Genomic DNA, 26,517 nt, shown 5'->3' with positions numbered 1-26,517 from the left:
GTTGTTGGAACCGGGTTTGGCGACCCAGGCGATGGGGTGGTCGCGGGTGTGAAGAACGGCGGTGCGCGGGACGAGAAGGGCATCGGGCGCGAGCGTGGCGGAGAGGCCGGCGTAGGCAGTCTGGCCGCGGCGAAGGGCGGCGTCGGTATTGTCGAGTTCGATACGGGCGCGGGCGGTGCGCGTGGCGGGATTGAGATTGGTGTCGATGTAGGCGATGGGAGCGGTCCAGGTGCGGCCGGGAGCAGAGGGGGTGGTTAGCGTTACGCGAGTCGGGGGGGGGGGGAGCGGGGCTTTGCCCCGAACGTCCAATATCCAACGCCGAACGTCCAACATCGAAGTTCGAACCAGTGGAGACGGTGGCGGTGGCGGGCGAGACGCCCGCGTCACGCTGAGGGGCAACGATTGCGGGCGGGACGCCCGCATCACTTCGTTGTAGGGGCTTCGCTTGCGAAGCCCGCGACTGCGTTTCGGCCTGCGAAGGCTCTTCTGGCATTCGTCTTCGATAAATCTGTCCGGCTGGCGCGGGCGTCGCAAGCGACGCCCCTACGGCGGGCGGGACGCCCGCGTCACTTGAGGCCGGCAGGATGCCGGCGGTCCCAGGCGCTGCCGCGCCAAGGGTGGCGGCGATGGTTTGTAAGGCGGTTTCGGATACGGCGGTGGCTTCGGCGAGGGATTCGGAATAAAGTTCGCGGGCTTCTTTCGCGGCGCGTTCAATGCAGGAGCCGGGCAGGATGTCGTGAAATTGATTGAAGAGTGTTTTTTTCCAGGCGCTTTCGAGCTCGGCGTGGGGATAGGCAGGGGGGGGGGCGTGGCGGGTGAGGAGGTGCGCGATGGCGGACCAGAGTTCGGCTTCGCGGAGTTGGACTTCGCAGAGGCGGTTGCCGCGTTTGAGGGCGGCTTGCGTGGTGTAGCAGCCACGGTGCGCGGGGAGATAGAGTTCGCCGGTGTAGGTGGGGAGGGGGTCGGGTTGTTGTTGTTGGTATTCGAAAAATTGTGACGGCGTGGCGTGCTGGCAGCGGGGGAGTCCTTCGAGGTCGGCGGAGCGGCGGAGGTATTCGAGGTGGGCGCGTTCGCAGCCGCCTCCTCCGTCGCTGTGTCCGTAAACGGCCATGCGGGCGCGAATGCCGTCTTTTTGCGGGTTTTGCGTCCATTGCGCGGCAATGGATTTGGGGTTGGTCGTGATGCCGTAGGAGGGGACGATGTGGGCAAGTATTCGGGTGCCGTCGATGCCTTCCCACCAGAAGGTGGTGTAGGGGAAGGGGTCGCCGGCTTCGACGAAGACGCTGAAGAGTTTGGCGGAGCCGAAGTGGGTGATGCCGCAGCCGGTCATGATCTGGGGGAGCGAGCCGGTGAAGCCAAAGGTGTCGGGCAGCCAGGCAAAGGTGCTTTCAACGCCAAATTCGTCTTGGAAATAACGGCGTCCGTAGAGGAATTGGCGGATGAGGGATTCGCCGCCGGGGAGGTTGGTGTCGGCTTCGGTCCACATACCGCCTTCGGGGATCCACTGGCCGCGGCGGACGGCGTCCTTGACGCGGGCGTGGAGGTGGGGGTGGAGTTTTTGGGCGATGTCGTAGAGAACGGGCATGCTCTGGAGGTATCGGTATTCGGGATACTGCTCCATGAGGCCGAGTTGGTTGGCGAAGGTGCGGGCGACTTTGCGTTCGGATTCCTTGAGGGGCCATTGGTAAACGATGTCGAGGTGGCTGTGGCCGACGCAGAAGAGGGTGGGGGCGGTGCTGCCGTTGCGACAGGCAAGGAGGGGGGCGAGGCGTTCGCGGGCGCGGTGGAGGGTGGGGCGCATGTCCGGCCAGGGGAGTTCCAAGTCGGCAATGAGGGTGAAGTCGCGCAGGGCGGCGTCGATTTCGGCGACGCGGAGGGTGTCGGGGTCGAGTTGGTCGCGCAGGTCGAGGAGGGTGCGGGCGTCCATCGCGAGTTGGAAGATGTCTTCGCGCCAGTGTCCGATGGTGACTTCGGGGAGGATGCGTTGCTGCGGGGGGAGGGGGGGGACGGTGGGAATGCCGTGGAGCGCGGGGCCGCCGCCAGCGCCTACGCGTGTGGGGCCGCCAAAGGCTTCGGCAAGAAACTGGAGTGGCGCGGGCGTCTCGCCCGCAGGGGTTGGAGAATGCGGGTGAGATGCCCGCGTTACAGGGAGGTAAACGTGCGCCCAGTCGCGGGAGCCGATTTCGATGCCGTCGATGAAGACGCGCCATTCGCCGAAGAGGTCGTTGCCAAATTGCGGGGTGGGGTGTCCGGCGTGGAGGACGGGGTGTTCGTTGGTGGCAGGGGAGGGGGGGAGGGGGGGGATTTGTCCGCGGAACCAGGCGTATTGCCATTTGCTGCCCCAGCGGGTGCCGGGAGCAATGGGCGCAAAGTCGTCGCGACGCATGGCTTCGTCGGCCGTGAGCTGGTCGTAGGTGAAAAACGCTTCGAGCGCGATGGGCGCGGCGGGCTCGTAAACGAGTTGGTCGAGGGCCTTGATCCAAGATTCGACGCGAGTGCGCCATTCGGTGTTCAGGGACATTTTGGCGTTTTAGTGACGCGAGAAGAACGTCATTTGGCTGGCTGTGCTTGGAGTGCCGATTTGGGAATCGTCAGGCACGTGGGGGAATCAGGAATGGTGACTCGGCGAATGAGGGAGCGACCATTTTTGGTCTCGATTGTGTGACTTCGGGTTTGATCAAGGTAAATGTCATAGAAGGACGCTTCGAGGCCATCGGGAAGAGGTGGTGTGATCTCAATGTCAGCCAATTGAGGGCGCGTGTCACCGTCGGCTCGCTCGGCTGACCAGATGAATATCTTGGCCTCACCTTTTTTACTGACAAATTGATAGCCCTTGATCGATCCGGGAGCAGCCAGACGGCTTCCATCCCATGAAACGGGGCGAATGTCAGGACGAGGAACGGCCGGGAAGAATTCCAATGTCAGGCTATCTTTCGGCTCGGCATTATCCAAGGTGGCAGCAAGGCGCCGGACGGCATAATAGGATGGTTTTGGTGTGTAGTCCAAACGCAGCAGACCGAAGTTGTGCTCGGCATTATGGGGATCGGCACCATCGTCTCGGAAGTCGTATTGAAAGCTGCGTTCGACGCCGACGCCAATGCTCTCGACGAAACGCCGCAAGATGTACTTGGCCTGAGCGCTTTCGGTGTAGCCTGCGTAAATGCCTCCCGCCTTGGCTTCCTGATAGGTGGACCATCCCCATTCGGTCAGCCAGATTTCTTTGGGACCGTTGAATTTTGCCGATCGCTCGCGATACATGGCGATCTGGGAAGTGAAGGTTCCCTTTTCGTCGGCAGTAGCGATGCCATCGCGCCTGATGATGGACGGTTGGGCGGCCCAAGGAAGCAATTCGGGAACGAGACGATAACTGTAGGGGTGATCGGTGATGGCGTCCACTTCCGGGACGATACCCATCTCAAGCTGGCGGAAGTTGACCGGAGCAACACTGCCGAGTCCGGTGACTTTGATTGCGGGATTGGCGGCCTTGATCGCGGGGGCGGCCGTATTGATGAGTTTTACGTATTTACCAACCCATGACGAAATGGAGCCGTCCTTTTCGACGCCGTTCCAGGCACCCTTGTAATAGCCTGCGTAGGATTTGTGGTAGGGCTCGTTGAGAATCTCTATGGCTCCGATTTTGCCTTCGAGGGTTTTCGCCACGTATGCGGCGGCCTTGGCATAGGCTTCGGGATCGAAGCGGTCGGTGTAAAGCGGGTTGCCGCCGTTGAAGGTGATGGAGACCTTGAGCCCGGCTTCGTTGGCTTTTTCGATCCATCGCAGACTTGCCTCGGGGATGGAGTATCGGCCCCTGGTGGTTTCGACTTGGCTCCAATAGATCGCGTTGCGCAGCCAAGTGATGCCGGACTCGGCCAGCAGAGGCATGGTTTTGTCGAGGTCGTAGTTTCTCCAGTTGGACGTGGGCCCCTGCTGAAAATGAACTCCGGTGCCCATGCGATCGTCGCGTATCACGTTTTTGGATGCGAGCAACGGCGGGACGGAAAGAAAAAATGCGAGACCGAATGAAACGGTGCGGGTGATTTGCATGACGAATGGAGGGGAGCTACAGAAGTTGGAAGTTTGTGAAGGAGAGCGTTCCGGATGGTTCAATGCGGCTGCTCTTGTGGACGAGCAGGGAGAGGCTGGTGACCGGGAAGTGTATTTTGCCATCGTTGGCTCCGCCAAAGTGTCGGATTTTTCCACTCAGGGGAAAACGGAGCACCTGCCATTCGCCGGCTTGGGTGTAGGTTGTCATGATGCTCAGCTTTTGGCCGGTGGAATCGACAAGGCGGAGTGAAACCGGTCCAGGCTCCTCCGATTTCACCCGGATGCGGATTTCTCCGGTGCCGACTGGAATTTCCGTTTTGGTTTGGGCGCAAACATACAGCCCGCCTCCGCTGAAATCGTAGGATATTGTGGCCGTGGTCTGGTCTGCTTCGGTGGCAAGATTCAATTTGCCGTTGGCTCCGGGAAATTCCCTGCCGTTGAAAAATTTCCAAGTTCCTTCCGCTGGCAGACCAAGGGAACCCTTGGCGGGAGAAGTTGCTGAAGCGGCCTGAGCCGGGTTTGGGACGGCCAGAAAAGGGAGGATTGCGAGTGTTGCGATGGCAAGGGGATGCATGCTGATGGTATGTAGTGGAAAAAATGTTACGGATTGAACGGGTTTTGACCGAAAGGTGGGGCGTGAACTCCGGCCCGGGATTTGGCTGGGTTGCGAAATTCGACATGCCCATCGATGAAGGCAAAATTGCGCGAGCCATTTTTGTGGAAGGTATTGTTATAGATGTTGGCCAAGGACAGAATGTCTCCGCCCACCTCACCACCGTATTCATGTTCACGATCAGCGGTGCCGCCTTTCGTGACTGTTTTTAAGTGACGCTCAACGAGCATGTAGGTGCGACTTGGATTGGAAATGTCGCTGAGTGCCCGCGGGATGCGGGCACTCCCTCCGGCGTCTTTTAGCGTAGGCACCGCGTAAAAGTAGCTTCGCAGGCATACATCGTCGGGTATGGTCACATTCTTTACCTGAGTTGGGCATGCCATCGAATCCGGTGCTTTTGAAACATAGCCTTCGTTAATCAAGGCACGGGACCATGTTTTATGGTCTGCGGGTTGTAGAGCGGGGAAATACTGTTTATGATCGTTGCACCAGAGAAGCATGGCTTGCGAAAGCCCGCGCAGGGTCGCGCCACATTTGGCGACGCTTGCGGACTCGCGGACTTGGCTGATTGCGACAAGTGAGAGCGCAGCAAGGATGCCGATGATCGCGATTACCGTCAGCAGTTCGATCAAGGTGAATCCTCGATGACGGGGATTCAGACTGGAAAGGGTATGAAAAGACGGGGAATTCATAAGAGTGGTGTGCGGCCATGGGACATCATATGGCCGCCAAAGAGGTTGACGATTGTAGTCAGTCAATACGGCAGGTGCGCAAGTGCTTGCGGACTCTGGCGGCGATCAGCAGGGAAAGCGTGCCTGTGATCCAAACCCAAGTCGAAGGCTCGGGAATCGCCGAGGTTACCGTGAGGATGAGATCGGTGCCATTGATGGAGAATGTTCCCGTGATGTCCGTGCCCAAGATGGTAAAGCGGTCGTTGGCTGTGGCGTTGTCCACGCCGGTGAAACCGCCGGCCACGCTGAATAGTGTGTAGGGGGTGCCCGCGACGAGCCCTCCGGCATTGCTGATGTGAAGCGTTATCGATCCATCGCCACTTACGGTAAGCGGACCGTCCAGCGTGAGTTTATCAGAGGAAGTCCCGAGGTCAAAAAAGAGGGAGGAACCACCGGCGAGGTTGAGTCCACCGGTAAAGGTGACGGTTTCCGCGTGACCTGTACCGCCGAGGGATAGGGCGCCGCCATCAAGAATTTGCAGGGTGCCGGTTCCGTCGAGGGTGCCGGCATGGATTTCGGCGATACCGGCGGTGGCGAGTGTGGCTCCGCTGGAGATTTTGGCGGTGCCTCCGAGGAGTGAGAGTGCCCCGACTTTCTGGATACCGGTTTCAATGAGGGCCTTGCCGTCTTTCACCACGAGTGCTCCCGCGGTGGCGTCGGCTCCATTGGTTTTGTCGAGTAGAAGAATGACGTTGGTTGAATCAACGGTGGTGGCTCCTGTGTAGGTATTTGTGCTGGAACCGCCGATACGCACGGTGCCTCTTCCCTTGAAGGTGAGTCCGTTGCTTTTGCCGTTATCAGTGATGGCCCCGCTAAGGACGAGATTGGTTGTCGTCGCGGCATCGGCGTGAAGTGTGAGCTCACGGGTCGTCGCGTCGCCGGCAATCGTGGTGTTGCCGGTGAATTCGAGGGCGCGCTGACCATTGGAGCCGAAGCGGGTGTCGCCGGACAGATTGAGCGCGTTGGTAAAGGTGGTGGTGACGTAGCCGGTACTGGTGCTGTTGCGGATGGTGCCACCTTCGAGGGTGATGGCACCTGTGCCGGCAGCGCCGGTTGTCGTCAGGGTGACCGTTCCATTTTTCAGGGTGAGACCGCCTGCGAATGACTTGGCCGTTGTGAGGGCAAGAATGCCTGCCGCATCCACCACGATGCCGCCTGTGCCTTGCACAATACCGCTAAGGAGAAGCTGTCCCGTTCCACTTCCGGTATAAGTGAAGGTGCGGTTCAGCGTGAGTTGATTGCTCATGGAGGAACTGCCGTTGCTATTCATCTGGATTTCGCCGGGGGTGCCGGGAGTTCCGGAGGTGATTGCGAAGGAGTTGGTACCACCAATCGAGACGTTGCCACTGGCGGCGGAGAACACGAGCTTGTTGAAGCTCATGCCAGCACCGGTGTTTTGAGTGACGGTGTAGTTGCCGGATTTCGCGAGGATGATTTCTGTATCCGTGCCCGATTGGGCTACGCCGTTGGCATCCCAGTTTTCGACGGTATTCCAACTGGTGTTAGTGGTGCTGGCTCCTGTCCATGTATAGGTTTCCGCATGGAGGAGAAGGTTGGAGGTAAGGATGAAAGAAAGTCCGGCACACAACCGGAGGAGCAAGGCGGGGAGCGGTTTCATGGAATCAGATTACGCGTTTCGGGGATTTTTATCTTCCGGTTAACCGGCTTTTTTTTACGTTTAATTGATGCATTCCTCGTGGCACTCGAACTTGCTTCGCGCACACGAAATGATCATGGTCCAAGAGGCATGCCCCGTATTGATTATTCGTTTCAGTTCCCGATGGACGTCTGCCGGTTCGCTTTCTGGCAGTATCCACAGATTGATGTGAACCAGTCGATCCACACACATGTTTTTCACGAGGTGTTTTGGGTCGAGGAGGGGGAGGGGGTGCATGTGATCAATGGCGAGCGGAGGCGGTTGTTTCCAGGATTGCTCGTGTTGATCCGGCGCGAGGATGTGCATGGGTTTTCAGCGGCGCGGAAGGGCCAGTTTGTGCGGTTCGCCAATTTCGCATTCGCGTGCGAGTTGTGGGAGCGGTTGCGGCGGCGGTATTTTACGGGGGACTCGCGCGGGGGCGGCAATGGCAACGGCGGCGGTGGTGCGAATGGAAACGGGGGGAGCGGAGGGGGGTGGTTTGCGGAGAAGGACCATCGCAAGCGCGAGTTCGAACTCGATGCCGCGCAACTGGAGCGGTTGCGCGCAATGGCTCACGATCTCGAAGCAGGCGCGCGCGACGCATTGAGCGCGGAGGCTTTTCTGGCCGGGGTGATGGCTCTGCTGGTCAATGTTCAACATTCGCGGCAGGTGCTGCCGGAGTGGTTGTCCATCGCATGCAAGCGTATCCAGAAACCGGAGCATTTTCGCGGAGGCACGGCGGAACTGGCGCGACTGGCGGGGCGCAGTCCGGAGCATGTGGCGCGGGAGGTGCAGCGGTTGCTCAAAAAAACGCCAACCGATATACTCAATGAAGCGCGGATGACTTACGCGGCGCATGAACTGAACACGACGGCACGCGAGATCATCGACATCGCGGCAGACTGCGGTCTCGAAAATCTGGGGCACTTTTACAAAATCTTCCGACGGCGGTTTGGGGTCACTCCGCACCGGTATCGGAAACATGCCTACGCCGCGCCGGACTTGCGACTGGCGGGCGGATAAACGGTCGAAGGTCTGAAGTCTGAACGTCGAAGGTCTGAAGGTCTGGCTTCCAGCCGACCAAAACTATTCCGGCAACTACTCCGGCAAAGACTTGAACCCCGGACATATCTATCTTTAGTAACGGCTCTTCGCGCCAACCGCGCACGACGTTCATCGCCGCCACCGCCGCTCACTGACCGGACCCATGCAGACTATCACATCGGTTTTCGAAATGCAGACTCTCGCCGAGGATCTTCGCTCCAAAGGCCAGATCATCGGGCTCGTCCCCACCATGGGCGCGCTCCACGAGGGCCACCTCAGTCTCATCCGCCTCGCCGCCGAACGTGCCGACACCGTGATCGTCTCGATCTTCGTCAACCCAACCCAATTCGCCCCCAGCGAAGATTTTAGCAAATATCCGCGCGAACTGGAAAGCGACGCCGCCAAGTGCGAAGCCGCAGGCGCAGACATCGTTTTTGCCCCCATCGCGACGGAGATGTATCCGAAGGGCTACTCGACCTACATCAACGAGGAATTCATCGCGCGTCCGCTCGAAGGCGTTTCGCGCCCCACGCATTTTCGCGGCGTCACGACCATCGTGGCCAAACTGTTTAACATCTGCCGTCCCGACCTCGCGGTGTTCGGACAAAAGGATGCGCAACAGGTGGCGGTCATCAAAAAAATGGTCAACGACCTCAATTTCACCGTCGATGTCGTCACCGCGCCCACCGTGCGCGAGGCCGACGGACTGGCCTTGAGTTCGCGCAACCGCTACCTCACTTCGACGCAACGCACGGAGGCGCTGGCGATCAGCCGGGCACTGACGAAGGCGCGCGAGATGGTGGCCGCTGGCGAACGTCGTGCCGACCGGCTTGTGGCCGAAGTCACGCATCTGCTCAGCCAGCACCGCCGCATCCGCGTCATTTACGCGTCGCTTGTGGACCGTTGCACGATGGAGCCCGTCCGCGAAGTGATCCCCGGCAAGGCCATCCTCGCCATCGCCGCCTGGGTCGATGAGGTAAGGTTGATCGACAACATCGTCCTGTGATTCAGAAATGAACCACAGAGACACCGAGGCACGGAGAATCACGGATTGGTTGCGCCAAAACCGAAGGATCCAAACCGTAACCGCGAATGAACGCGAATAGACGCGAATAGAACCAATGAATCCTGTCTTTTTTATTCGTGTTCATTCGCGACTATTCGCGGTTGTCTTTTCAGAAATCCCCAGAGGGGAATCATGTGTTTCCGCGCACGATCTTTCAGGAAGGTTTCGTTGGCAACTCCTCCGTGGTTTGCCCTCTGTGCCTCCGTGCCTCTGTGGTTAATTTCAGGTTTTTTCTCATGCAAAACGATTACGATGTGTTGGTGATCGGCAGCGGCATTGCCGGCCTTAGCTTCGCGCTCAAGTGCGCCCGCGCCGGGCACTCCGTCGCCATCCTGACCAAAAAGGACAAAGCCGACTCCAACACCAACCACGCCCAAGGGGGCATTGCGGCCGTCACGGCGCAGACCGACGATTTTAACAAACACGTGGCCGACACCCTCGCCGCTGGCGACGGACTGTGCGACCGCCGCGTCGTCCGTCAGATCGTCAGCGACGCCCCCGCGCGTATCCAAGAACTCGTTGACCTCGGCCTCGAATTTTCCCGCGAACGCAGTCCGCGCCGCGGCACGCCCGGCCCCTACGACCTCGGACGCGAAGGCGGGCACAGCGAACGCCGCATCCTGCACGTCAAGGACATGACCGGCAAAGCCATCGAGGAGGCCCTGCTCAAGGCCATCGTTGGCGAATCACGCATCGCGCTCTTCGAGCATTTTTTTGCCATCGACGTCATCACGCGCCACAAGCTCACCCCCCCCCGCGCCCGCGCTCGCACCCCCGACCAAGTGCTCGGCGTCTATGCGCTCGATGTGCACGACCAGCGCGTGCGCACCTTTCGCGCGCCCGTGGTCGTCCTCAGCACCGGCGGCGCGGGACAAGTTTACCTCTACACGACCAATCCCGACATCGCCACCGGCGACGGCATTGCGATGGCGTATCGGGCGGGCGTCGAAGTGCGCAACATGGAGTTCACTCAGTTTCACCCCACCGCGCTTTACTCCACCACCGGCAAACGCTTCCTCATCAGCGAAGCCGTGCGCGGCGAAGGTGCCATCCTGCGCAACACTGCTGGCGAAGCCTTCATGGCCGGCTACCACAAACTCGCCGATCTCGCCCCGCGCGACATCGTTGCCCGCGCCATCGACACCGAGATGAAAAAGAGCGGCGCGCCCCATGTGTGGCTCGACATCACGCACAAAAAATCCGCCTGGCTGCGCGAACGCTTCCCGCAGATTCACGCCGCCTGCACCGAACTCGGCATCGACATGGCGTCCGACATGATCCCGGTTGTACCCGCCGCGCATTACACGTGTGGTGGAGTTTCCACTACCGTTGCCGCCGAGACCACGCTGCCCGGCCTCTACGCCTGTGGCGAAGTCGCCTGCACCGGTCTGCACGGCGCCAACCGCCTTGCCAGCAATTCGCTGCTCGAAGCCGTTGTGATGGCGCATCGCGGTGCGGCATCGGTTGACCACTATCTGCGCAAGCTGCGTCGGCATCCCCCCCCCCCCCTCTCCATTCCCGACTGGCAGGACCTTGGCGGCGGCGACATCGACGAACGCGTGGTCATCACGCACAACCGCGACGAACTGCGCCGCACCATGTGGGACTTTGTGAGCATCATGCGCACGACCAAGCGTCTTGAACGCGCCCGCACGCGCATCGCCAATCTGGCGCGCGAAATACATGACTACTATTGGAATTTCTCTGTCGATTCGCGACTGGTTGAACTGCGCAACATGATTCAGGTCGCCGACCTCATGGTGCGTTGCGCCCTGCAACGTCACGAAAGTCGCGGCCTGCACGCCATCGCCGATTATCCGAAAAAACTGCGAGACCCGCAGGATAGCTGCGTGCGGATGTGAATGCGGTTACAGATGCGGCAGGGCAGGGGGGGGGGGGGGGGACGCCTACACGCTGATTTCCGCAAGACGAGTGATGCCGAGTGCCTCGATCTTTTCAGTCAACGGAAAGCGATCCGTGCCCGGATACACCACGAACAGTTTTTCCAGTTTCAAATCTTCCAACGCGCTGTGCATGGATCGGGAGGTTCTGGGCGCGGACGTGTGCTTGAACTCGAAACCGAGCCGTTTCCCGTTTCGCAACACAAGGAGGTCCAGTTCCGCGCCCGCTTGCGTGCGCCAATGCCATGCCTCGGGATTGCCCAGCGCCGAAAGCGTTTCCTCCATCGCAAAACCCTCCCATGACGCGCCCAAAATCGGATGCCCCAACAGCGCATCCTCAGTCGGAATGCCCAGCAAGTTGTGAAGGATGCCGCTGTCGCGCAGATACACCTTCGGGCTTTTCACGACGCGCTTGCCCGCGTTTTCAAACCACGGCGGCAACTGGCGCAGCATGAACGCGCCGGTGAACAAATCCAACTGCTGGCGTATTGCGTATGCGGATACGCCCAATGACCCCGCCAGCGAGGCAACGTTCAAAAGTTGTCCGTGACAGTGGGCGAGCATCGTCCAGAGACGCCGCGATTCCTCCGCCGCTGTGCGCGTGCCCAAGGCTGGCATGTCGCGTTCCAAAAAAGTGCGCACGAAGTTGTTTCGCCAGCGCATGGAGGCGTCTCCGGACCTGGCGAGAAACGAGTCGGGAAAACCGCCGCGCAACCAGAGCGTTTCCCAATTTTCCGGCGCAACTTCGTCCAGTGAAAAACCGCGCATGTCCACGAAGCAGGCGCGTCCGGCGAGTGTTTCCGAAACGCTTTTTACGATGTTGGGCGACGCGCTGCCCAGCAGCAGGAAACGGGTGTTTATCGGACGCCGGTCGGCCAGAACGCGCAGCACTTCGAACAATTCCGGCATTCGCTGAACTTCGTCGAGCACGACCAATCCCCGCAGTCGTTCGAGGGCGAGCATGGGCGAGGCGAGGCGTGCCCGGTCGTTGGGGTTTTCCAAGTCCCAAAACGTGGTTTCACCTGTGTGAGTAGCGGCGAAATCGCGGGCGAGCGTTGTTTTCCCGCATTGGCGCGGGCCAAGTAAAATGGTGACGGGAAACTCGTTGAGTCCCGTGGCAATGGCAGCTTCAGACTGACTACGCTGGATCATTTTTCCTTGTAAAAATAAAATCCATTTTAATTTTACAAGGAAAAAACAGTAGTCCCGATTGTGGGAAATTATTCGACTTTGTGCCACACGCCGCTGAAACGGCGGCTGCCGTCCGGCCATTCGAACGAGTTGTCGGACACCAGCACGAATCCCTCGTCCGACAAGCGGTGGATGTGCTTGTTGTAGGATTCCTGATCTTGGTTGAACCACCAAAACCACCAGAGCTTTTTGCCCTTGGGAGACTTTTCAATTTTCAGACGAAATTGAGGGCGTCCGCTTTCCCACCGGCCTTCGACGGCTGCAAGCCAGTGGCCGCGGTCCCAAAAGTTTTTGTTGTTTGCATCTTTCTTCCCCAAGGGATCGAGAAACACCTCCATCTCTTTGTTGTTCATCCACGGTGTAAAGACTCCCATCGGAGGCAAAATCTCCCGGACAACGAGCGCGATGCCGGAAGCCACGTCTTCGATCTTGTTGGTGATAGCGACGGCCTCGGTCTCCGCTCCGACTTTTTTCCGAAAGTTGCCAGCCAGCAGTATTGGTTGGTCGAGCAAAAATTTGGGTCGAGTGAGGCAGGCACCAAAACCGATATTTTTGTTTTCAAGATTACGGACGGTGGTTTCTGGCACGCCCATGCTGACTCGCAGACCTTCTTTGCTATCGCTGGCGCTGATGACGAGGTCGCCGGAAAACGAGAAGATCGCCGGAGAAACATAGTCACCGATGACCTTCCCGTCTTTGATTTCGACAATCGAGGCGGAGAATTTGGGCGGGAGTGTGTTTTGGTCGAATTTCCAGATTGTGATTCCGAGATGCCGGGCGATGTCGTCCGCAGTGATTGCGGAAGCGGCTTGCATAAGTTGTGGGGAAAAACTGAATACCAGAAGGGAAAGCAGGATGGTTTTCATGATGAAAGAACGAATGCTGAATCGGAATGGAACTGATTACCATGAAGAATATCTGGAACAGGCGGAGAGCCAGATTCCGAAAATCTACGTCGGTCAGCGTGCGGATTAGGTTGGATGACTACGGATGCAGTCTTGGTGGGTGAGTCTTTTGGTTTTGGACTCTACGCTTTGTGCTGACGGCTGGATGGCAGGCGGGAGGCCTGAGTTGCGAGCGCGCTGATGCACCCTTGCAACCGAACGGCAAGGCATGGGGGGGGGGGATTACTCCAACAGCAGCCAGCCGTAGCGGGAAGGCGCGTGTGGCTTGGGGACGCTGAGACCGGGATCGGACCAGATAGTGAAGATTTTGCCGTCGGCGCCGTGGTTCCAGCGGGCGAAGTTGGCGCGGATTTGAGCCGGGTGGGGCGTTGAGGATTCGGGGAGGGCAAGTTCGCGGCGAAGCCATGTCCAGGGAAAATCAATTTCGAGTATCCAACCTTGGCCGGTGGCATGGCGTCCGCCGTGAGCAAGCAGGCGGGTGGTGCGCTGGAGCGTGAAGCGGATGTCCTTCGCAGCGACATCGGCTGCAAGGTTTTCAACAAGGGTAGCTCCGGAGTTCCATGAAAAGTCGAGTTTTTGTGGATTCCATACACGCATATCGGCAAGGGTACCGGTTGCGTTGATTTCGAGCCCGTAACCTTCGTCGATGCGGGGTTCGGGGCGGGCGAAAAATACCTCCACGCAATCGTCGCGAAAGGTTTCTCCGTCGTGCTGGCGGCCGGGGGCGGAGCGGATGTTGCTGTCTTCGCAGAGAAATTTTATTCTGAGCGAGGCGCCTGTGTTCAGGAGGAAGACTTCGGTGGGTTCGAGCGAGTGGGTTTTCTGTGACCAGAAATCGTGAAACTGGATACGGGCGGCGCGGTTCCAGTCAAGTGATGCGCGGGGAAAATTTTTAGGGGATGAAACGGGAATCTGGATACATGGAATGCCGGACTCAGCGGGTTGCTTGGTAAATGTGGGACTTGGACAGAGTATCAGGATGAGAAGGAAGGCGGCGGCGATATGTGTGAGAATCGGAGTCCGGTGTGGAGTCATGGGAACTAGCCGGGGAAAAGAGACGGTGGCGGATATTAGAGGTCGTCGAGCTTTGACCAGTCCCAGTCGGCGAGTCCTTTGGTTTTGGTGGATGGCAGCCAGTTGACACTGCCGTTCATGCGGAAGACGTGGGTGCCTTTGTCGGCATGGTTATTCTTATCAAAGGCGGGGGCCCACCAGCGACAATAGTCGGAGATGATCGCACGGCGAGAGGAGATTTTGGATAGCTGGGTGCTTTCCGTGTTTCCTTTTGTCGCTTCGAGGTTGAGCCAGTAGCCGGTTTCGCTGCCGAGAGAGTTGGCGTTTTCGGCGAGTTTGGCGGCACTCATGAGCGGACAGAGAAGTGATGCGGGCGTATAGTCGGTTTGGGAAGCCGGGGCGGAGTGTCCAAGATAAGGCAGTAGCAGGCCGAGGTTGGTGTACCCGCCGCCCTGTTTCATTTTCCCCATGCTGCGGTCTTTGGTGGTGGGGCCCCAATCCTTGTAATCGTTGCTATAAAGCAGGAGTGCCTGACCGATTTGGCGGACGTTGCTGAGGCAGGTGGTCTTGCGTGCGCTTTCCCGGACTTTGCCAACTGTGGGGATGAGGATGGCGGCAAGGATGCCAATGATGGCAATGACGGTAAGAAGTTCGATCAGCGTGAAGGCGAATGGAGAACTGTAGCGGCGATGGAAATGGAGCATGGCTGTGATTGGGGGGGGGGCACCGTCATTCGCGTGTGGTGTGGGTGATGGTAAAATTGTCGAAGGCGTAGCCGGAGCCGGCGGGCACTTTGGACAAAATCATGAAGCCGAGTGGCGCTCCGATGAGTGGCGCGCCCGCGACGTTTTTGGTGTTTGGGAAAACGTCAAAGGTGTAGGTCCAGCGAATCCATTTGCCGGGAGTAGGTTTGGTGTCGGTGACGATGTTGATTTCGGAATCGGGGATGCGCTCTTTCCAGTTGGCAACGCTGTCTGTGTCGGTATCGGCGATGAGAGAGATAACAAAGTTGTCGGTAAAAGGCAGATCGGTGAAGCATCCGATGTCGAAGGAAACCGTGTAGGTGCCGGGCGCGAAGGTTTTGCCGGGAAAATAGCAGGCGATGCCGCGGTTGGCGGGGGCGGTGTTGGTGTTGCCGCCAGACCAAAAGCCTTTGCCTGCGGTGGCTTTGAGCCCGCCCTGGCTGGTTTCGATAATGCAGTTCCCGGTTGCTGTCCATTTGCCGGAGATGCGCTGCCAAGTGTTTTTCCCAAGGGTGTCAACCGGGTCGCTGACAACAACAGCAGATTCGGCGGCAGCAAGCTGACTGGCGAAGGGCGTAAGAGTGGCGAAAATGGAGATGGCAACGAAACCAAGGGGACGAATGCACAAGTGGGTTTTCATGGTTGTTGGTTCGAGGGGGGGATGGTGTGGGAACAGAGGAGTGGAGAGAAATGAGTGGGGTTTGAAGGGGGCAGTGCGACGACTGCCCTTCGAATAATGCGGATGGATTATCTCCGGTGGCGGGGGATATAGAGAGCCGCCGCGAGAGTGACCAGTCCGGCAATGGCGGCGGTAGTGCCCGGTTCAGGAACGGGGGCGGTGTGGCTGATGGTGAGGTTGTCAAAGGCGTAGCCATAACCGACGGGAACGTTGGAGAGGATCATGAAACCGAGTGTGGTGCCGACCACGCTTTGATCGCCAGCGGTTTTGGTGTCAGCGGTGACGACGACGGTCAGCTCCACGTGTTTCCATGCGGCGGTGCCGTCAGTGAAGGTAGGCAGACTGGAAATGCCGACGATGCCGAAGCGTTCGCTGTAATCGTATTGGGTATTCGAGTCGGTGTCAGCGAGGAGAGCGATTTCTAAATTAGTTGTGAACACGACATCAGTCATTGCGCCGAGATCGAACTCGATGGTGTAGGTGCCGGTGGTGATGGTGGCGTCGGTGTAATAACGGGCGATGCCGCGATTGCCCGCCGATGTTGGCGAGTTGCCCAACCAGAAGTTGCTTCCCGACGTGGCGACGAGTCCGCCGCTGGTGGACGTCATTGCGCCGCCCGTGCCGATGCGGTGCCATTTGCTGCTCCAGTCGGTGCTGCCATTGGCGTTGTTGTCTTCAACGGAATCGGTGACGATGGGGTCGGTAGCGTGGAGATTCGCGGCCAGAGTGGCGGCGAGGAGGATTGCGCCGAAGGCGCGGATGATCGTGTGGAGTTTCATGATGATGCGGAGTGGATGTTGTCGGGTTGGTGGGTGGATGTGGTTTCGGCTTTGAAATCGGGCATTGGGAAAATGTCTGGGAAAGGCGGTGGTGTATGTGCAGAAGAGGGGATTCGGGGTGGTGGTTGTAGTTATTTTTTAATGACACCACAAATGGTGCCTGCGCCGAAGTTGGTCACGTAGATGCGGTCCGTGCGTTTTGGATCGAAGGCGACAATCATGGGGCGCCAGAAGGGATACCCTGTGAGACGCCGCCAAGTCTTGCCGTTGTCATCGCTGAAATGGAGTCCATCGCCGGAACGCGCCCACGATGAGGCATAGATGTGACCGGGATTGCGTGGATCGATCGACACGGCGTAGGTGGGATATGGGAAAACTGGTTCCCAGCTTTGTCCGCCATCGGTGCTGCGCCAAGTGCCGCCGTCGGTGGCATCGGGGGCCGGTGTCCTAGACAATGCGCTGAGGTAAAGGGTGCGCGGGTTGTGCGGATCGACGGTGATCCAATTGGGAAACACGACGCCGGGACGATGCCAGAGTTGTTGCCATGTGTGGCCGTTGTCGGTGCTCGTGTAGAGGGCACCGGGCTGGCGTCCTTGGGGCGTGAGGCGAATGGTGGTGAGGGCGTAGAGACGGTCGGCAGAGGGCGTGGCGATGATGCGCAGGACGTTGAGATTTTCGGGACGGAAGCCATTGTTGCGTTGCTGCCAAGTGCGGCCGTCGTCGTCGGAAAAATACGCGCCATGACCGGGAACGGCGGCCCAGAGGTGGCGGGCGTTGGCGGCGGAGCGCGGGTCGAGCCAGATGTCGGTGACGGAACGTCCGGGGAGTCCGTTGTTGACGCCGCGGGATGTCCATGTGCGACCGCCGTCGGTGGAGAGAACGACGCCGCCGATGTAGTTGCCGATGTCTTTTTGGTATCTCCAAGTCGGGATGTCGTGCGTGATGGAGGCGGCGGCCCAGAGTTTGTCCTTGATCGCGGGATCGAAGGCGAGGGCGTAGCTGTTGTTGTGCCAGGGATTGCCGACGATGTTGTAGGACCAGAGGATACCGTCGCGGGTGGCGCGCCAGCCGGAGAAATCGGTGGAGGCAAGAAAACGTCGGTCGTGGTTGTGCGGATCGAAGTAGTAGTTCCAAACGCTCATCATCTGCAGGCCGCCGCCGGGTTGGGCGGCAGGAGTGCCATCGGGGGCGTGGACTTGCCGCCAAGTGCGACCACCATCCTTGCTGAGAACCACGGCTGTGGGCGTCCCGGCAATCACAATGTCGGGAGCAGACGGGGCCACGGCCAAACCAGAGGGTGGTTGCTGCCAGCCCCACATGCCGGTGTTCCATGAGGTGTTCGAGATGTTGTATCCCGGCTGCTCTGGATGCTGGAAAAGGGTGGGTTGCCATGTACGTCCGCCGTTCTCGCTCCGGTAGATGTTGGACAGGCCGGGATGCCGGGGGTTCTCCGCGTCACCCCGCAGGGTGCTGCGATAGGAGAGGAACACGCGCTCGGGATTGACTTCGCTGGTGGCGACCAACTCAAAGCGTCCGGGCGTCGCCGGGTCGAGAAAGAGCCCGTCCGTGCCGCACGGCGACCAAGTTTCGCCGCCGTCGTCCGAGCGATAAAGTCCGCTGACGAAGGCCGCTCCCGCATCGGTGCTAATCGGGAAGCTCAGGTAAAAAATTCCCCGGCTTTCGCTGCCTGCCAATTCGCGGGGATGAATACCGCCTCCGGAAGACGAGCGAGGCAGGCCTCCGGTGACGGCCTTCCATGTGCGTCCGTCGTCGTCGCCGAACCAGACACCGTTGGCGGTGGCGACAAGAATCCGTCGTGGAAGTTTTGATACAAAACGAATGGACACCAGATCACCGCTGCCAGCGGGAAGATCGGACAGATGTTCCCACGTTTCCCCGGAATCGGTTGTCCGGTAGAGACGTGCTCCGTGATTTTGCAAGGCGGCGTCGGAGCGTCCGGGGTTGAAGCCGACCAATCCGGTCTCCGGCTTGGCGAAGGAGAAGACGATGAGGCGCGGAGCCGTTTGGTGACCATTGAGGCCGTCATGCGTACGCCAATGGCCGTCAATCCTGCGCCACGAGGCTCCGGCGTCGTCGCTGCGGAGAAAACCGAGCGCGCTGCCGGTGAAAAGAAGCCGTGGATTGCGCGTGTGAAATCCCCAGATGCCTTGCTGGGGAACATGCCCGCCCGGCAAACGGCTTCGGCTAAGATCCCGGATGTGTTCATACGACAGCATTTCCCAACTATGTCCGCCATCATATGTACGATAACTGCCTCCCATGTCGTTAGATGAGAGGATGAGATTGGGGTTGACCGGCGAGATGCCCTGACCACGGAAGTTGCCACCACCACCGGGGCCGACATGCGTCCAGTTGAAGCGGGCGGCAGGGGGGAGGGGGATTTCAGATGTTTGGGAATCGTCCGCAACAGAGGCTGTGGAGGCGGCATTGGGAACGATGGTTGCGGTGGCACTCATGATGGCGGCTGCGATGGGAGGAAGCAGACGGGGCAAAAACATGTGATGAATTTGAAAAAGAGTTTTGCAAAAAACAAGATATTTTTTCAAGATGTCTGATCTTTTTATCACAAGAACGCTTTTGGGCGTTATCTGAAAATATCTTTACCTGCCTTCATATGATGTCTGTTTCACTCGCCATGCCTGATGTCGCCGTCTCGTCCGCCACGTCCTCCGCCAGCCTTCCTGCTGGCAATGCGGATGGGGCATCGCGCAACCGCAGGAGTGCCGCGCGCAGCCAGTCACACGTCGCTCACGAGACCGATTCTCCCGGCGCGAAAAACAAGGCGGCGAAAAGTGAAAAAGGAGGACGAGGCGAGCGGGGGGGGCGGGCCAATGTTTATCAAGTCGCCGAGCTTGCGGGCGTGTCGCCTGGGACGGTGAGTTGCGTGCTCAACAACCGCGGGCGTGTGGGCGCCGAGACTCGCGTGCGCGTGCTCGCCGCGGCGCGTTCGCTGGGGTTTCGCCCGCAGGTGCAGATTCGCACCAAACAGGTGGGCGTGGTGGCGGACAGCATCTGGCACTCCCTGCACGATGGCAGTTATTATCAATCGCTGTGGTCCCACATCGCGCTCGCGCTTTGCAAGCATGACATGGCGATGGTGGTTCCGGAAAACCCGGTGGAGCATTTGCAACGGCGTTATCTGGACGGAGTGATTGTGGTGGGCGAATATCCGGCATTTGAGTCAATGGCCGCGCGTTTGGGCGAGCACACGCCGGTCGTCTTCACCGATGATTTTTCGGGGCGAAAGGACCGGTGGTCGGTGCGCAGCGATTGCGAGGCGACCGGACGGTTGGCGGCGGAACATTTTTTGAAAAACGGCCGGCGGCGGCTGGCGTTTGTCGGTTCGCCGGGATCACAGGAGCGGGTGCGGCTGGAGGGCTATCGCAAGGCGATCATGGCGGCTGGGGCGGAATGCCGCGAGGAGTTGTTTTTGATGCGGAGTCAGGAGGTCACATTTTACAGTGCAGTCAGTCGCGTGGTGCGGTTGGGGGCGGATGCCATCCTGATTCCAGGGTCCAACTATGAGGCGCTTGAGGGATTGAATGTGATTATCAACGTCATGGGGCTTCGGGTGCCAAGGGACGTGGCGCTGATTGGCGGCGAGATTCACGGTGTATCCGAATTTCTACCACCGCCGATGACGACGATTGAGGAGCCTCTGACGAAGATCGCTGACTTGGCGGTGGACACGCTGGCGGCATTAATGCGAGGGGAGACCCCCCCGCGTGAAACCACGCTGCCGGTTAAATTGCTGGCTCGCGAGTCGGCGTGAACCGGCGCGAGTCGTCCCCCCCCCCCCCCCGTGCCCGCACTTGCAGGCGTGCTATTTGACAGCGGCGGCGGGGGGCCTAGGTTTGGCCCCTTCCAAAAATGCCGTCTGCCGCGCCTACGTTTGCCAATGATCCTGCCATCTTGAATCCTGCCTCCGCAATGGTGGGCAACCGTCTGCCCGACCCGCTGGAGACGGAAATCAGGCGCATTTACCAGCGCAGTCCGCTCTACACGCAACGCTTTCCCCTGCACGCGGAGCCGTTGCAATGGTCCTGCTATCGAGAGATTCCCACGCTCTCGAAAAACGAGATCGTGGAACGCGGGCACCAGGCGTTTTTCGAGGACTACACGGTGATCGAACGCGGATTGCAGGAGCGGCGTTACGAATACGAATCCACGGGCGGCACCACGCAGTCACCGATGACCGTTATCATGGAGGACGGCTGGTGGGACGCGCAAACGGCCCGCGCCTACCGCGCGCATCCATTGCTCGCGCCGTATGCGGACCGGCCTTACCGCAAGTGCGTGCTCGCGCCGATCGGGTGTTCGAGCAACCTCTGCCCCTACGAAGACCATCCGTTCCCGCACCGGTATTTTAATGGCATCGTGTATCTCAACCTCACGAGCGACCCGTTTGTGTTTCCCGAGAGCGAGTGGGACCGCATCGTGACCGAACTTCAGGCTGTGCAACCGGACGTGATCGAGGGCGAACCCATCTACCTCTCGCTCCTCGCCCGCGCCGTGCAAAAACGCCGCGTCAAAGTGCCCAGCGTCAAAGTCGTCATCCTCACCTACGGCAAGGCCAGCAAACAGCACGCCGCGCGCGTGGCCGAGGCGTTCCCGGCGCCGCAGGTCGATCTCTACGGTTCGACGGAGGCCGGCTATATTTTTATCGGCGAGGCGTTCCGCGACGACATGCGCGTGATCGACAGCAACGTGTTTGTCGAACTCGTGCCGTATCGGAATTTTAACGACATTTTCCAGATTCACGTCACCACGCGCGACCGCGAGGCCATGCCGCTCCTGCGTTACCACACCGGCGACATCGTGCGCCGCATGCCGCGCCCCGCCGCCAGCCAGGGCCAGGGGCAGGGGGGGGGGGGGGGGGAGGGACGAAGTGCAGGTTTTCGTCTGCTCGGGCGCGAAGGTGGCCTGCACGTGACCGCCGATGGACGTCTCATTTCGCCTTCCGAGATCGACGAGGCACTGGAACATGCCGGAGCCGGCACCGGCGATGCTTTCCGCTGCTGGCACTACAGCCTCGTGCAGGTGAACGACCGCCGCTGGGATTTTCATTACGTGGCCGACCACACGGCCCCGGCCTGGGTAGAGCCCGCGCTGGCCGCCGCGCTTGGCGAAGGTGTGCGCGTGGTGGCTTTTCGCAAAAAGTTCATCCCGCCCGCCGCCAGCGGGAAATTTGCCCTGCTCAAGCCGCTGGCGGTCGAAAAGTCGAAGGTCTGAGAATCGGAGATTGGCACTATGCGCGGCGCGTTAATTGCGACGCATTATCAAATTCCGTGCCTTCTGGTTTGGGTTAGTGTGCCTAATACCGAAGCGTAAATTAGGTCTGCTTTAAGCGGCCCCTTTACAACCGGCCCGCGGGTTCCTTAAGGTCGCACCTTCTGCCGGTCCTTCGCTTCCTAACAACTCGCGTATGACTGGTATTCGTTGACCATCTGACCACACTCACCAATTCGCGCGATGAGCCTCATCCGTAATCTCTTCACGTCGTCCATCGGACGAAAATTCCTCATGGCCCTCTCCGGGCTGATTTTGCTCGGTTTCGTAGCCGGGCACCTGGTGGGTAACCTCCAGATCTTCTCCCACCCGGACAAGATCAATGGTTATGCGCACTTCTTGCAGTCGCTTGGCCCTGCGCTCTGGGGCGTGCGCCTCGTGATGCTCGCCGCCATCGGCATTCACGTTTGGGCGGCTGTTTGCCTCTACATCGAAAACAAAGCCGCCCGCGGACCCGAGAAATACGGCGTCCACAAGTGGCTCAAGGCCAGCCTCGCTTCCCGCTACATGCGCATGAGCGGCCTCGTGGTCCTCGCCTTCATCATCTACCACATCGCCCACTTCACCGTTGGCGCGACCTGGGCCGAGGGTGAACACTTCAAAAGCGCCCTCTCCGGCTACGTCATGCAGGACGGCTTCCACCTCCTCGGCTTCCCCATCGTCGATGCCGGTGAAGAAGTGCACGACGTTTACAGCATGGTCTTCATGGGCTTCATGAACCCTTGGGTCTCCGGCTTCTACATGCTGGCCACCACGCTCCTCGCGCTCCACCTCCTGCACGGTGCCGACTCGATGTTCCAGACCGTGGGCTGGCGCAATCATCGCTGGGCTTGCGGACTCCGCGGACTCGTCACCCTCTTCTGCCTCTTCTACGCCCTCGGCAACATTGCCATTCCCGGCGCGATCCTCACCGGCATCGCCAAGCCCGCTGAAGGCACCACCGCCGCCGATTACGCTGCGGAACGTTGCGCTGCCACCGCCGCCTGCAACAAATAACCCCGCACCACACACCCTCCCTTAACGACCAACGTTCACGCCTTAATCGACCCGACCATGGCAACACTCAATTCCAACGTCCCCCCCGGCCCCCTCGCCACCAAGTGGAGCACCTACAAGTCCGAGTCCCTCAAACTCGTCAACCCGGCCAACAAACGTAAATACGAAGTCGTAGTCGTCGGAGCCGGCCTTGCCGGAGCCTCCGCCGCCGCCACCCTCGCCGAACTCGGCTACAAGGTGACCAACATCGTCTTCCACGACTCCCCCCGCCGCGCCCACTCCATCGCCGCGCAGGGCGGCATCAATGCCGCCAAGAACTACCAGAACGACGGTGACAGCGTGTATCGTCTTTTCTACGACACCATCAAGGGCGGCGATTACCGCGCCCGCGAATCCAACGTCCACCGCCTCGCCGAAGTCTCGGTCAACATCATTGACCAATGCGTGGCCCAAGGCGTCCCCTTTGCCCGCGAATACGGCGGCCTCCTCGCCAACCGCTCCTTTGGCGGAGCACAAGTTTCCCGCACCTTTTACGCTCGCGGCCAGACCGGACAGCAGCTCCTCCTCGGTGCTTATTCGGCGTTGTCGAAAATGGTTGGTCAAGGCGGCGTGAAGCTCGTCACCGAGCACGAAATGGTCGATCTCGTCCTCGTTGACGGACAGGCCAAGGGCGTCATCACCCGCGACCTCAAAACCGGCAAGATGCACCGCTTCGCCGGCGATGCCGTCATCCTCGCCACCGGCGGCTACGGCAACACCTTTAACCTCTCCACCTACGCCCGCAATTCCAACGCCACCGCCATCTGGCGCGCCTACAAGCGCGGCGCCTGTTTCGCCAACCCCTGCTACACGCAGATCCACCCGACCTGCATCCCGGTCAGCGGTGATTACCAGTCCAAGCTCACCCTCATGTCGGAATCGCTCCGCAACGACGGACGCATCTGGGTGCCGAAAAAGAAGGAGGACTGCGAAAAGAACCCGAACGACATCGCCGAGGAAGACCGCGACTATTACCTTGAGCGCATCTACCCGAGCTTCGGCAACCTCGCCCCCCGCGACGTCTCGTCCCGCGCCGCCATGCGCATGTGCGACGAAGGCCGCGGCGTCGGCCCCGGCAAACGCGGTGTGTATCTGGATTTCGGAGACGCCATCAACCGCCTCGGCGAAAACGCCGTCCGCGAACGCTACGGCAATCTCTTCGACATCTACCACGAGATCACCAACGAGAACGCCTACAAGCAGCCCATGCGCATTTATCCGGCTGTTCACTACACCATGGGCGGCCTCTGGGTGGACTACAACCTGATGTCCAACATCCCCGGCCTCTTCGTTCTCGGCGAAGCCAACTTCTCCGACCACGGCGCGAACCGCCTCGGCGCTTCCGCTCTCATGCAGGGCCTCGCCGACGGCTACTTCGTCATTCCCTACACCATTGGCAATTACCTCGCCACGCAGAAGCCCGGCAGCCGTCCGAAGACCGACAATCCCGCCTTCGCCGCTGCCGAAGCCGATGCCTCCGGGGTCATCGACCGTCTCATGTCCATCAAGGGCAAGGAACCGGTCAACCACTTCCACAAGCGCCTCGGCAACATCATGTGGGAAAACTGCGGCATGGCCCGCACCAAGGAGAGTCTCGAAAAGGCCCTCAAGCTCATCCCCGAACTCCGCGCCGAATACTGGAAGAGCGTCAACGTCCCCGGTTCCGCCGACAACATGAACCAGGCCCTCGAACGCGCCAACCGCGTGGCCGACTACATGGAACTCGCCGAGTTGATGTGCCGCGACGCCCTCACCCGCGAGGAAAGCTGCGGCGGACACTTCCGCGAGGAATACCAGTATCCGGACGGCGAATGCAAACGCGACGACGTCAACTTCGCGCACGTCGCCGCCTGGGAATACCAAGGCGAGGGCAAGACGCCCCTCCGCAACGTCGAACCGCTCAACTACGAAACCGTCAAGATGAGCGTGCGCTCTTACAAGTAAGACGTAAACCCGGACACCATCACATCACTCACCATCAAAGCCGCCAACCTACCTAAAACCATCATGGCCGCCGAAACTTCCAATAAACCCATCTCCGTCACGCTTCGCGTCTGGCGTCAGGCCGGACCCGACAAGCCGGGCAAGTTCGTCGAATACAAAGCCACGAACTGCGACCCCAACATGTCGTTCCTCGAAATGCTCGACGTCGTGAACGACAACCTCGAGCGCAAGGGCGAAGACCCCATCGCGTTCGCGCACGACTGCCGCGAAGGCATTTGCGGCACCTGCTCGCTCGTCATCGACGGCAAGCCGCACGGCCCGCACAAAGGCATCGCCTCCTGCCAGACCTACATGCGCAGCTTCGGCGACGGCGCTGTCATCACCGTCGAGCCCTTCCGCGCGCATCCCTTCCCGGTCGTCAAAGACCTTATCACCGACCGTTCCGCCTTCGACAAAATCCAGCAGGCCGGCGGCTTCATCAGCATCCGCACCGGAGCGCCTTGCGATGCCAACGCGATTCCTGTCCCGAAGGACGACGCCGAACTGGCGATGGACGCCGCCGCGTGCATCGGCTGCGGCGCTTGTGTGGCGGCCTGCAAGAACGCCTCTGCCATGTTGTTCGTTGCCGCCAAGGTCTCGCAATTCAGCCTCCTCCCGCAAGGCCAGCCCGAACGCGACAGCCGCGTCCTTGCGATGGTCGCCAAAATGGACGAACTCGGCTTCGGCAACTGCACCAACCAATACGAGTGCTCCGCCGCCTGCCCGAAGGCGATCAGTCACGACTTCATCGCCCGCATGAACCGCGACTACATCAAGGCCAGCTTCCGCCAGACCTTTAAGCCCAAGAGCGAATCTCTCGCCTCGGCGGGCTAAGCGACGGTACCAGGTTTTCATTCTGCAAAAAGGCGACGCCATCCAGGCGTCGCCTTTTTATTGGGAGCGGCGGCATCCCTGCCGCCGGACGGGACGATAGAGCATTTAGAGTTGAGATGTAGCCGTTGTCTTAACGGTAGGGAGGCCTCTCCGAGGCCTCCGAAACCACGTTCCATCTACCTATGAATTTCGCATTCTCATACTACGCACGGCGGAGGCCTCGGAGAGGCCTCCCTACCAAGTATCAAATGGCTACAGTTTAAATGAAATTGCTCTAGTCCCGCTGGATTGAGCGCGCTGGCGAGCGTCCGGGCACGAGGAAACCGTTGCTTCGTCCCCTCACCGCGTCACAGAAGTGCAGTCCATCGTGTAAAACTGCGTCCAGTAGCCGTTGTCGTAAACGTCGCCGACCTTGAGCTTGCCCTCGAACAAGAGCGGCACGTCCTGCAACGCGGGCACGGGGTTCCCCACCAGGCGCACCGATACGAACTCCCAGAATTGCGGCGTCGCTCCGTAGCAGCAGGTCATCTGACCGACCATGAGCAGGCATTCGCGCACCATGCCGCGCTCCATGCGCACCGGGAGCATGTAGCCGCGAAGGCGCACCGTGCGTCCGTCGTAGCCTTTGATGCGTTCCGGCGTGTAAGGATCGTGCTTGGGCGGCCCCTCCTTGGGACGGGCGGCCTCGGCGGGGACCTCGAATTCGAGTTTGGAAAAACTCAGGTCCAGCACATCGGAATCTTTGGCTGCGGCCTTGGGCATTTGCGCGACGATGGCCTGATGGGCGGCGAGTTCCTGCTGCGCCAGGGCATCACGCGCGGCCCGGTCGCCGCGTTGCGGGTCAAGCAGCGCAGCCAGGGCAATGAAGGGCACGGCGACGCAGACCCAGATGAGCAGGCGTTTTAACAACTTGGCCCGGCGGGCGGCTTTGCGGGCGGCTTCTTGGTCAGTGGAGTTCATGGAAGGAGGGGGGGGGGGGGGGAGGGGAGTTCAATCGACTTAACTCGAT

General features: G+C 59.9%; 21 protein-coding genes and 1 pseudogene. 8 read left to right on the top strand and 14 right to left on the bottom strand.

The window, feature by feature from the left end; translation table 11 throughout:
• The 6 genes and pseudogenes from OBACDRAFT_RS26210 to OBACDRAFT_RS04480 all read right to left on the bottom strand — a co-directional run.
• Positions 1-333, bottom strand: a 333-nt coding sequence (locus OBACDRAFT_RS26210; RefSeq protein WP_232766639.1) for an efflux RND transporter periplasmic adaptor subunit, incomplete at its 3' end; no start/stop codon positions are given.
• A 352-nt stretch (positions 334-685) separates the two neighbouring features.
• A pseudogene (locus OBACDRAFT_RS29330) lies at positions 686-1,801 on the bottom strand (alpha-mannosidase); the annotation flags it as partial.
• A 749-nt stretch (positions 1,802-2,550) separates the two neighbouring features.
• Positions 2,551-4,044, bottom strand: coding sequence for a glycoside hydrolase family protein (locus tag OBACDRAFT_RS04495; RefSeq protein ID WP_052361128.1), 1,494 nt, complete (start codon positions 4,042-4,044; stop codon positions 2,551-2,553).
• 16 nt (positions 4,045-4,060) lie between these two features.
• Positions 4,061-4,618, bottom strand: coding sequence for a hypothetical protein (locus OBACDRAFT_RS04490; RefSeq protein WP_043583118.1), 558 nt, complete (start codon positions 4,616-4,618; stop codon positions 4,061-4,063).
• A gap of 26 nt (positions 4,619-4,644) precedes the next feature.
• On the bottom strand, positions 4,645-5,349 hold the full coding sequence (locus tag OBACDRAFT_RS30540; RefSeq protein ID WP_081721813.1) for a type II secretion system protein: 705 nt from the start codon (positions 5,347-5,349) through the stop codon (positions 4,645-4,647).
• Between the two features lie 58 nt (positions 5,350-5,407).
• Positions 5,408-7,006 (bottom strand): beta strand repeat-containing protein, encoded by a 1,599-nt coding sequence (locus OBACDRAFT_RS04480; protein WP_043583114.1) that lies wholly within the window; start codon positions 7,004-7,006, stop codon positions 5,408-5,410.
• A gap of 129 nt (positions 7,007-7,135) precedes the next feature.
• Between OBACDRAFT_RS04480 and OBACDRAFT_RS04475 the strand changes: the two genes are divergently transcribed.
• The 3 genes from OBACDRAFT_RS04475 (at position 7,136) to nadB (ending at position 10,996) form a co-directional block, all read left to right on the top strand.
• The gene (locus OBACDRAFT_RS04475; RefSeq protein WP_043583112.1) at positions 7,136-8,047 is read left to right on the top strand and encodes a helix-turn-helix transcriptional regulator; all 912 of its coding nucleotides are present in this window, start codon (positions 7,136-7,138) and stop codon (positions 8,045-8,047) included.
• A gap of 184 nt (positions 8,048-8,231) precedes the next feature.
• The gene (gene panC / locus OBACDRAFT_RS04470; protein WP_043583110.1) at positions 8,232-9,074 is read left to right on the top strand and encodes a pantoate--beta-alanine ligase; all 843 of its coding nucleotides are present in this window, start codon (positions 8,232-8,234) and stop codon (positions 9,072-9,074) included.
• A 296-nt stretch (positions 9,075-9,370) separates the two neighbouring features.
• Positions 9,371-10,996 carry an L-aspartate oxidase gene (nadB, locus tag OBACDRAFT_RS04465; RefSeq protein WP_043583183.1) on the top strand — a complete coding sequence of 542 codons (1,626 nt, stop codon included), beginning with the start codon at positions 9,371-9,373 and terminating at the stop codon, positions 10,994-10,996.
• 45 nt (positions 10,997-11,041) lie between these two features.
• Here nadB and OBACDRAFT_RS04460 read toward each other — a convergent pair whose 3' ends face one another.
• The 7 genes from OBACDRAFT_RS04460 to OBACDRAFT_RS04430 form a co-directional block, all read right to left on the bottom strand.
• A complete protein-coding gene (locus tag OBACDRAFT_RS04460) occupies positions 11,042-12,187 on the bottom strand; it encodes an ATP-binding protein (RefSeq protein ID WP_043583108.1) in 1,146 nt (381 codons plus the stop codon).
• Between the two features lie 68 nt (positions 12,188-12,255).
• Positions 12,256-13,092 carry a hypothetical protein gene (locus OBACDRAFT_RS04455; RefSeq protein ID WP_043583106.1) on the bottom strand — a complete coding sequence of 279 codons (837 nt, stop codon included), beginning with the start codon at positions 13,090-13,092 and terminating at the stop codon, positions 12,256-12,258.
• A 261-nt stretch (positions 13,093-13,353) separates the two neighbouring features.
• Positions 13,354-14,166: a carbohydrate-binding family 9-like protein gene (locus OBACDRAFT_RS04450; protein WP_232766634.1), complete on the bottom strand. Its 813-nt coding sequence runs from the start codon at positions 14,164-14,166 to the stop codon at positions 13,354-13,356.
• 35 nt (positions 14,167-14,201) lie between these two features.
• Entirely contained in the window at positions 14,202-14,849 is a 648-nt protein-coding gene (locus OBACDRAFT_RS28835) for a type II secretion system protein (protein ID WP_052361126.1), read from the bottom strand.
• 25 nt (positions 14,850-14,874) lie between these two features.
• The gene (locus OBACDRAFT_RS04440) at positions 14,875-15,528 is read right to left on the bottom strand and encodes a hypothetical protein (RefSeq protein ID WP_043583104.1); all 654 of its coding nucleotides are present in this window, start codon (positions 15,526-15,528) and stop codon (positions 14,875-14,877) included.
• 107 nt (positions 15,529-15,635) lie between these two features.
• Positions 15,636-16,346 (bottom strand): hypothetical protein, encoded by a 711-nt coding sequence (locus OBACDRAFT_RS04435; protein ID WP_043583102.1) that lies wholly within the window; start codon positions 16,344-16,346, stop codon positions 15,636-15,638.
• A gap of 131 nt (positions 16,347-16,477) precedes the next feature.
• Positions 16,478-18,865, bottom strand: a complete 2,388-nt coding sequence (locus tag OBACDRAFT_RS04430; RefSeq protein ID WP_043583177.1) for a sialidase family protein — start codon at positions 18,863-18,865, stop codon at positions 16,478-16,480.
• Between the two features lie 137 nt (positions 18,866-19,002).
• Between OBACDRAFT_RS04430 and OBACDRAFT_RS04425 the strand changes: the two genes are divergently transcribed.
• The 5 genes from OBACDRAFT_RS04425 to OBACDRAFT_RS04405 all read left to right on the top strand — a co-directional run bounded on the left by OBACDRAFT_RS04425 (position 19,003) and on the right by OBACDRAFT_RS04405 (position 25,508).
• Positions 19,003-20,139, top strand: a complete 1,137-nt coding sequence (locus OBACDRAFT_RS04425) for a LacI family DNA-binding transcriptional regulator (RefSeq protein ID WP_043583175.1) — start codon at positions 19,003-19,005, stop codon at positions 20,137-20,139.
• A gap of 98 nt (positions 20,140-20,237) precedes the next feature.
• Positions 20,238-21,599 carry a phenylacetate--CoA ligase family protein gene (locus OBACDRAFT_RS04420; RefSeq protein WP_043583100.1) on the top strand — a complete coding sequence of 454 codons (1,362 nt, stop codon included), beginning with the start codon at positions 20,238-20,240 and terminating at the stop codon, positions 21,597-21,599.
• Between the two features lie 240 nt (positions 21,600-21,839).
• Positions 21,840-22,652 carry a succinate dehydrogenase cytochrome b subunit gene (locus OBACDRAFT_RS04415; RefSeq protein WP_043583097.1) on the top strand — a complete coding sequence of 271 codons (813 nt, stop codon included), beginning with the start codon at positions 21,840-21,842 and terminating at the stop codon, positions 22,650-22,652.
• Positions 22,653-22,709: 57 nt separating this feature from the next.
• Positions 22,710-24,635: a fumarate reductase/succinate dehydrogenase flavoprotein subunit gene (locus tag OBACDRAFT_RS04410; protein WP_043583095.1), complete on the top strand. Its 1,926-nt coding sequence runs from the start codon at positions 22,710-22,712 to the stop codon at positions 24,633-24,635.
• Positions 24,636-24,725: 90 nt separating this feature from the next.
• The gene (locus OBACDRAFT_RS04405) at positions 24,726-25,508 is read left to right on the top strand and encodes a succinate dehydrogenase/fumarate reductase iron-sulfur subunit (protein WP_043583173.1); all 783 of its coding nucleotides are present in this window, start codon (positions 24,726-24,728) and stop codon (positions 25,506-25,508) included.
• 339 nt (positions 25,509-25,847) lie between these two features.
• Here OBACDRAFT_RS04405 and OBACDRAFT_RS04400 read toward each other — a convergent pair whose 3' ends face one another.
• Positions 25,848-26,468 (bottom strand): hypothetical protein, encoded by a 621-nt coding sequence (locus OBACDRAFT_RS04400; RefSeq protein ID WP_043583094.1) that lies wholly within the window; start codon positions 26,466-26,468, stop codon positions 25,848-25,850.
• Positions 26,469-26,517 lie beyond the last annotated feature (49 nt).

The organism is Geminisphaera colitermitum TAV2 (genome assembly GCF_000171235.2).
Taxonomy (GTDB): Bacteria; Verrucomicrobiota; Verrucomicrobiia; order Opitutales; family Opitutaceae; genus Geminisphaera; species Geminisphaera colitermitum.
The sequence above is the reverse complement of the archived record's forward strand: the minus strand, read 5'-3'. Positions and strand labels throughout refer to the sequence as shown.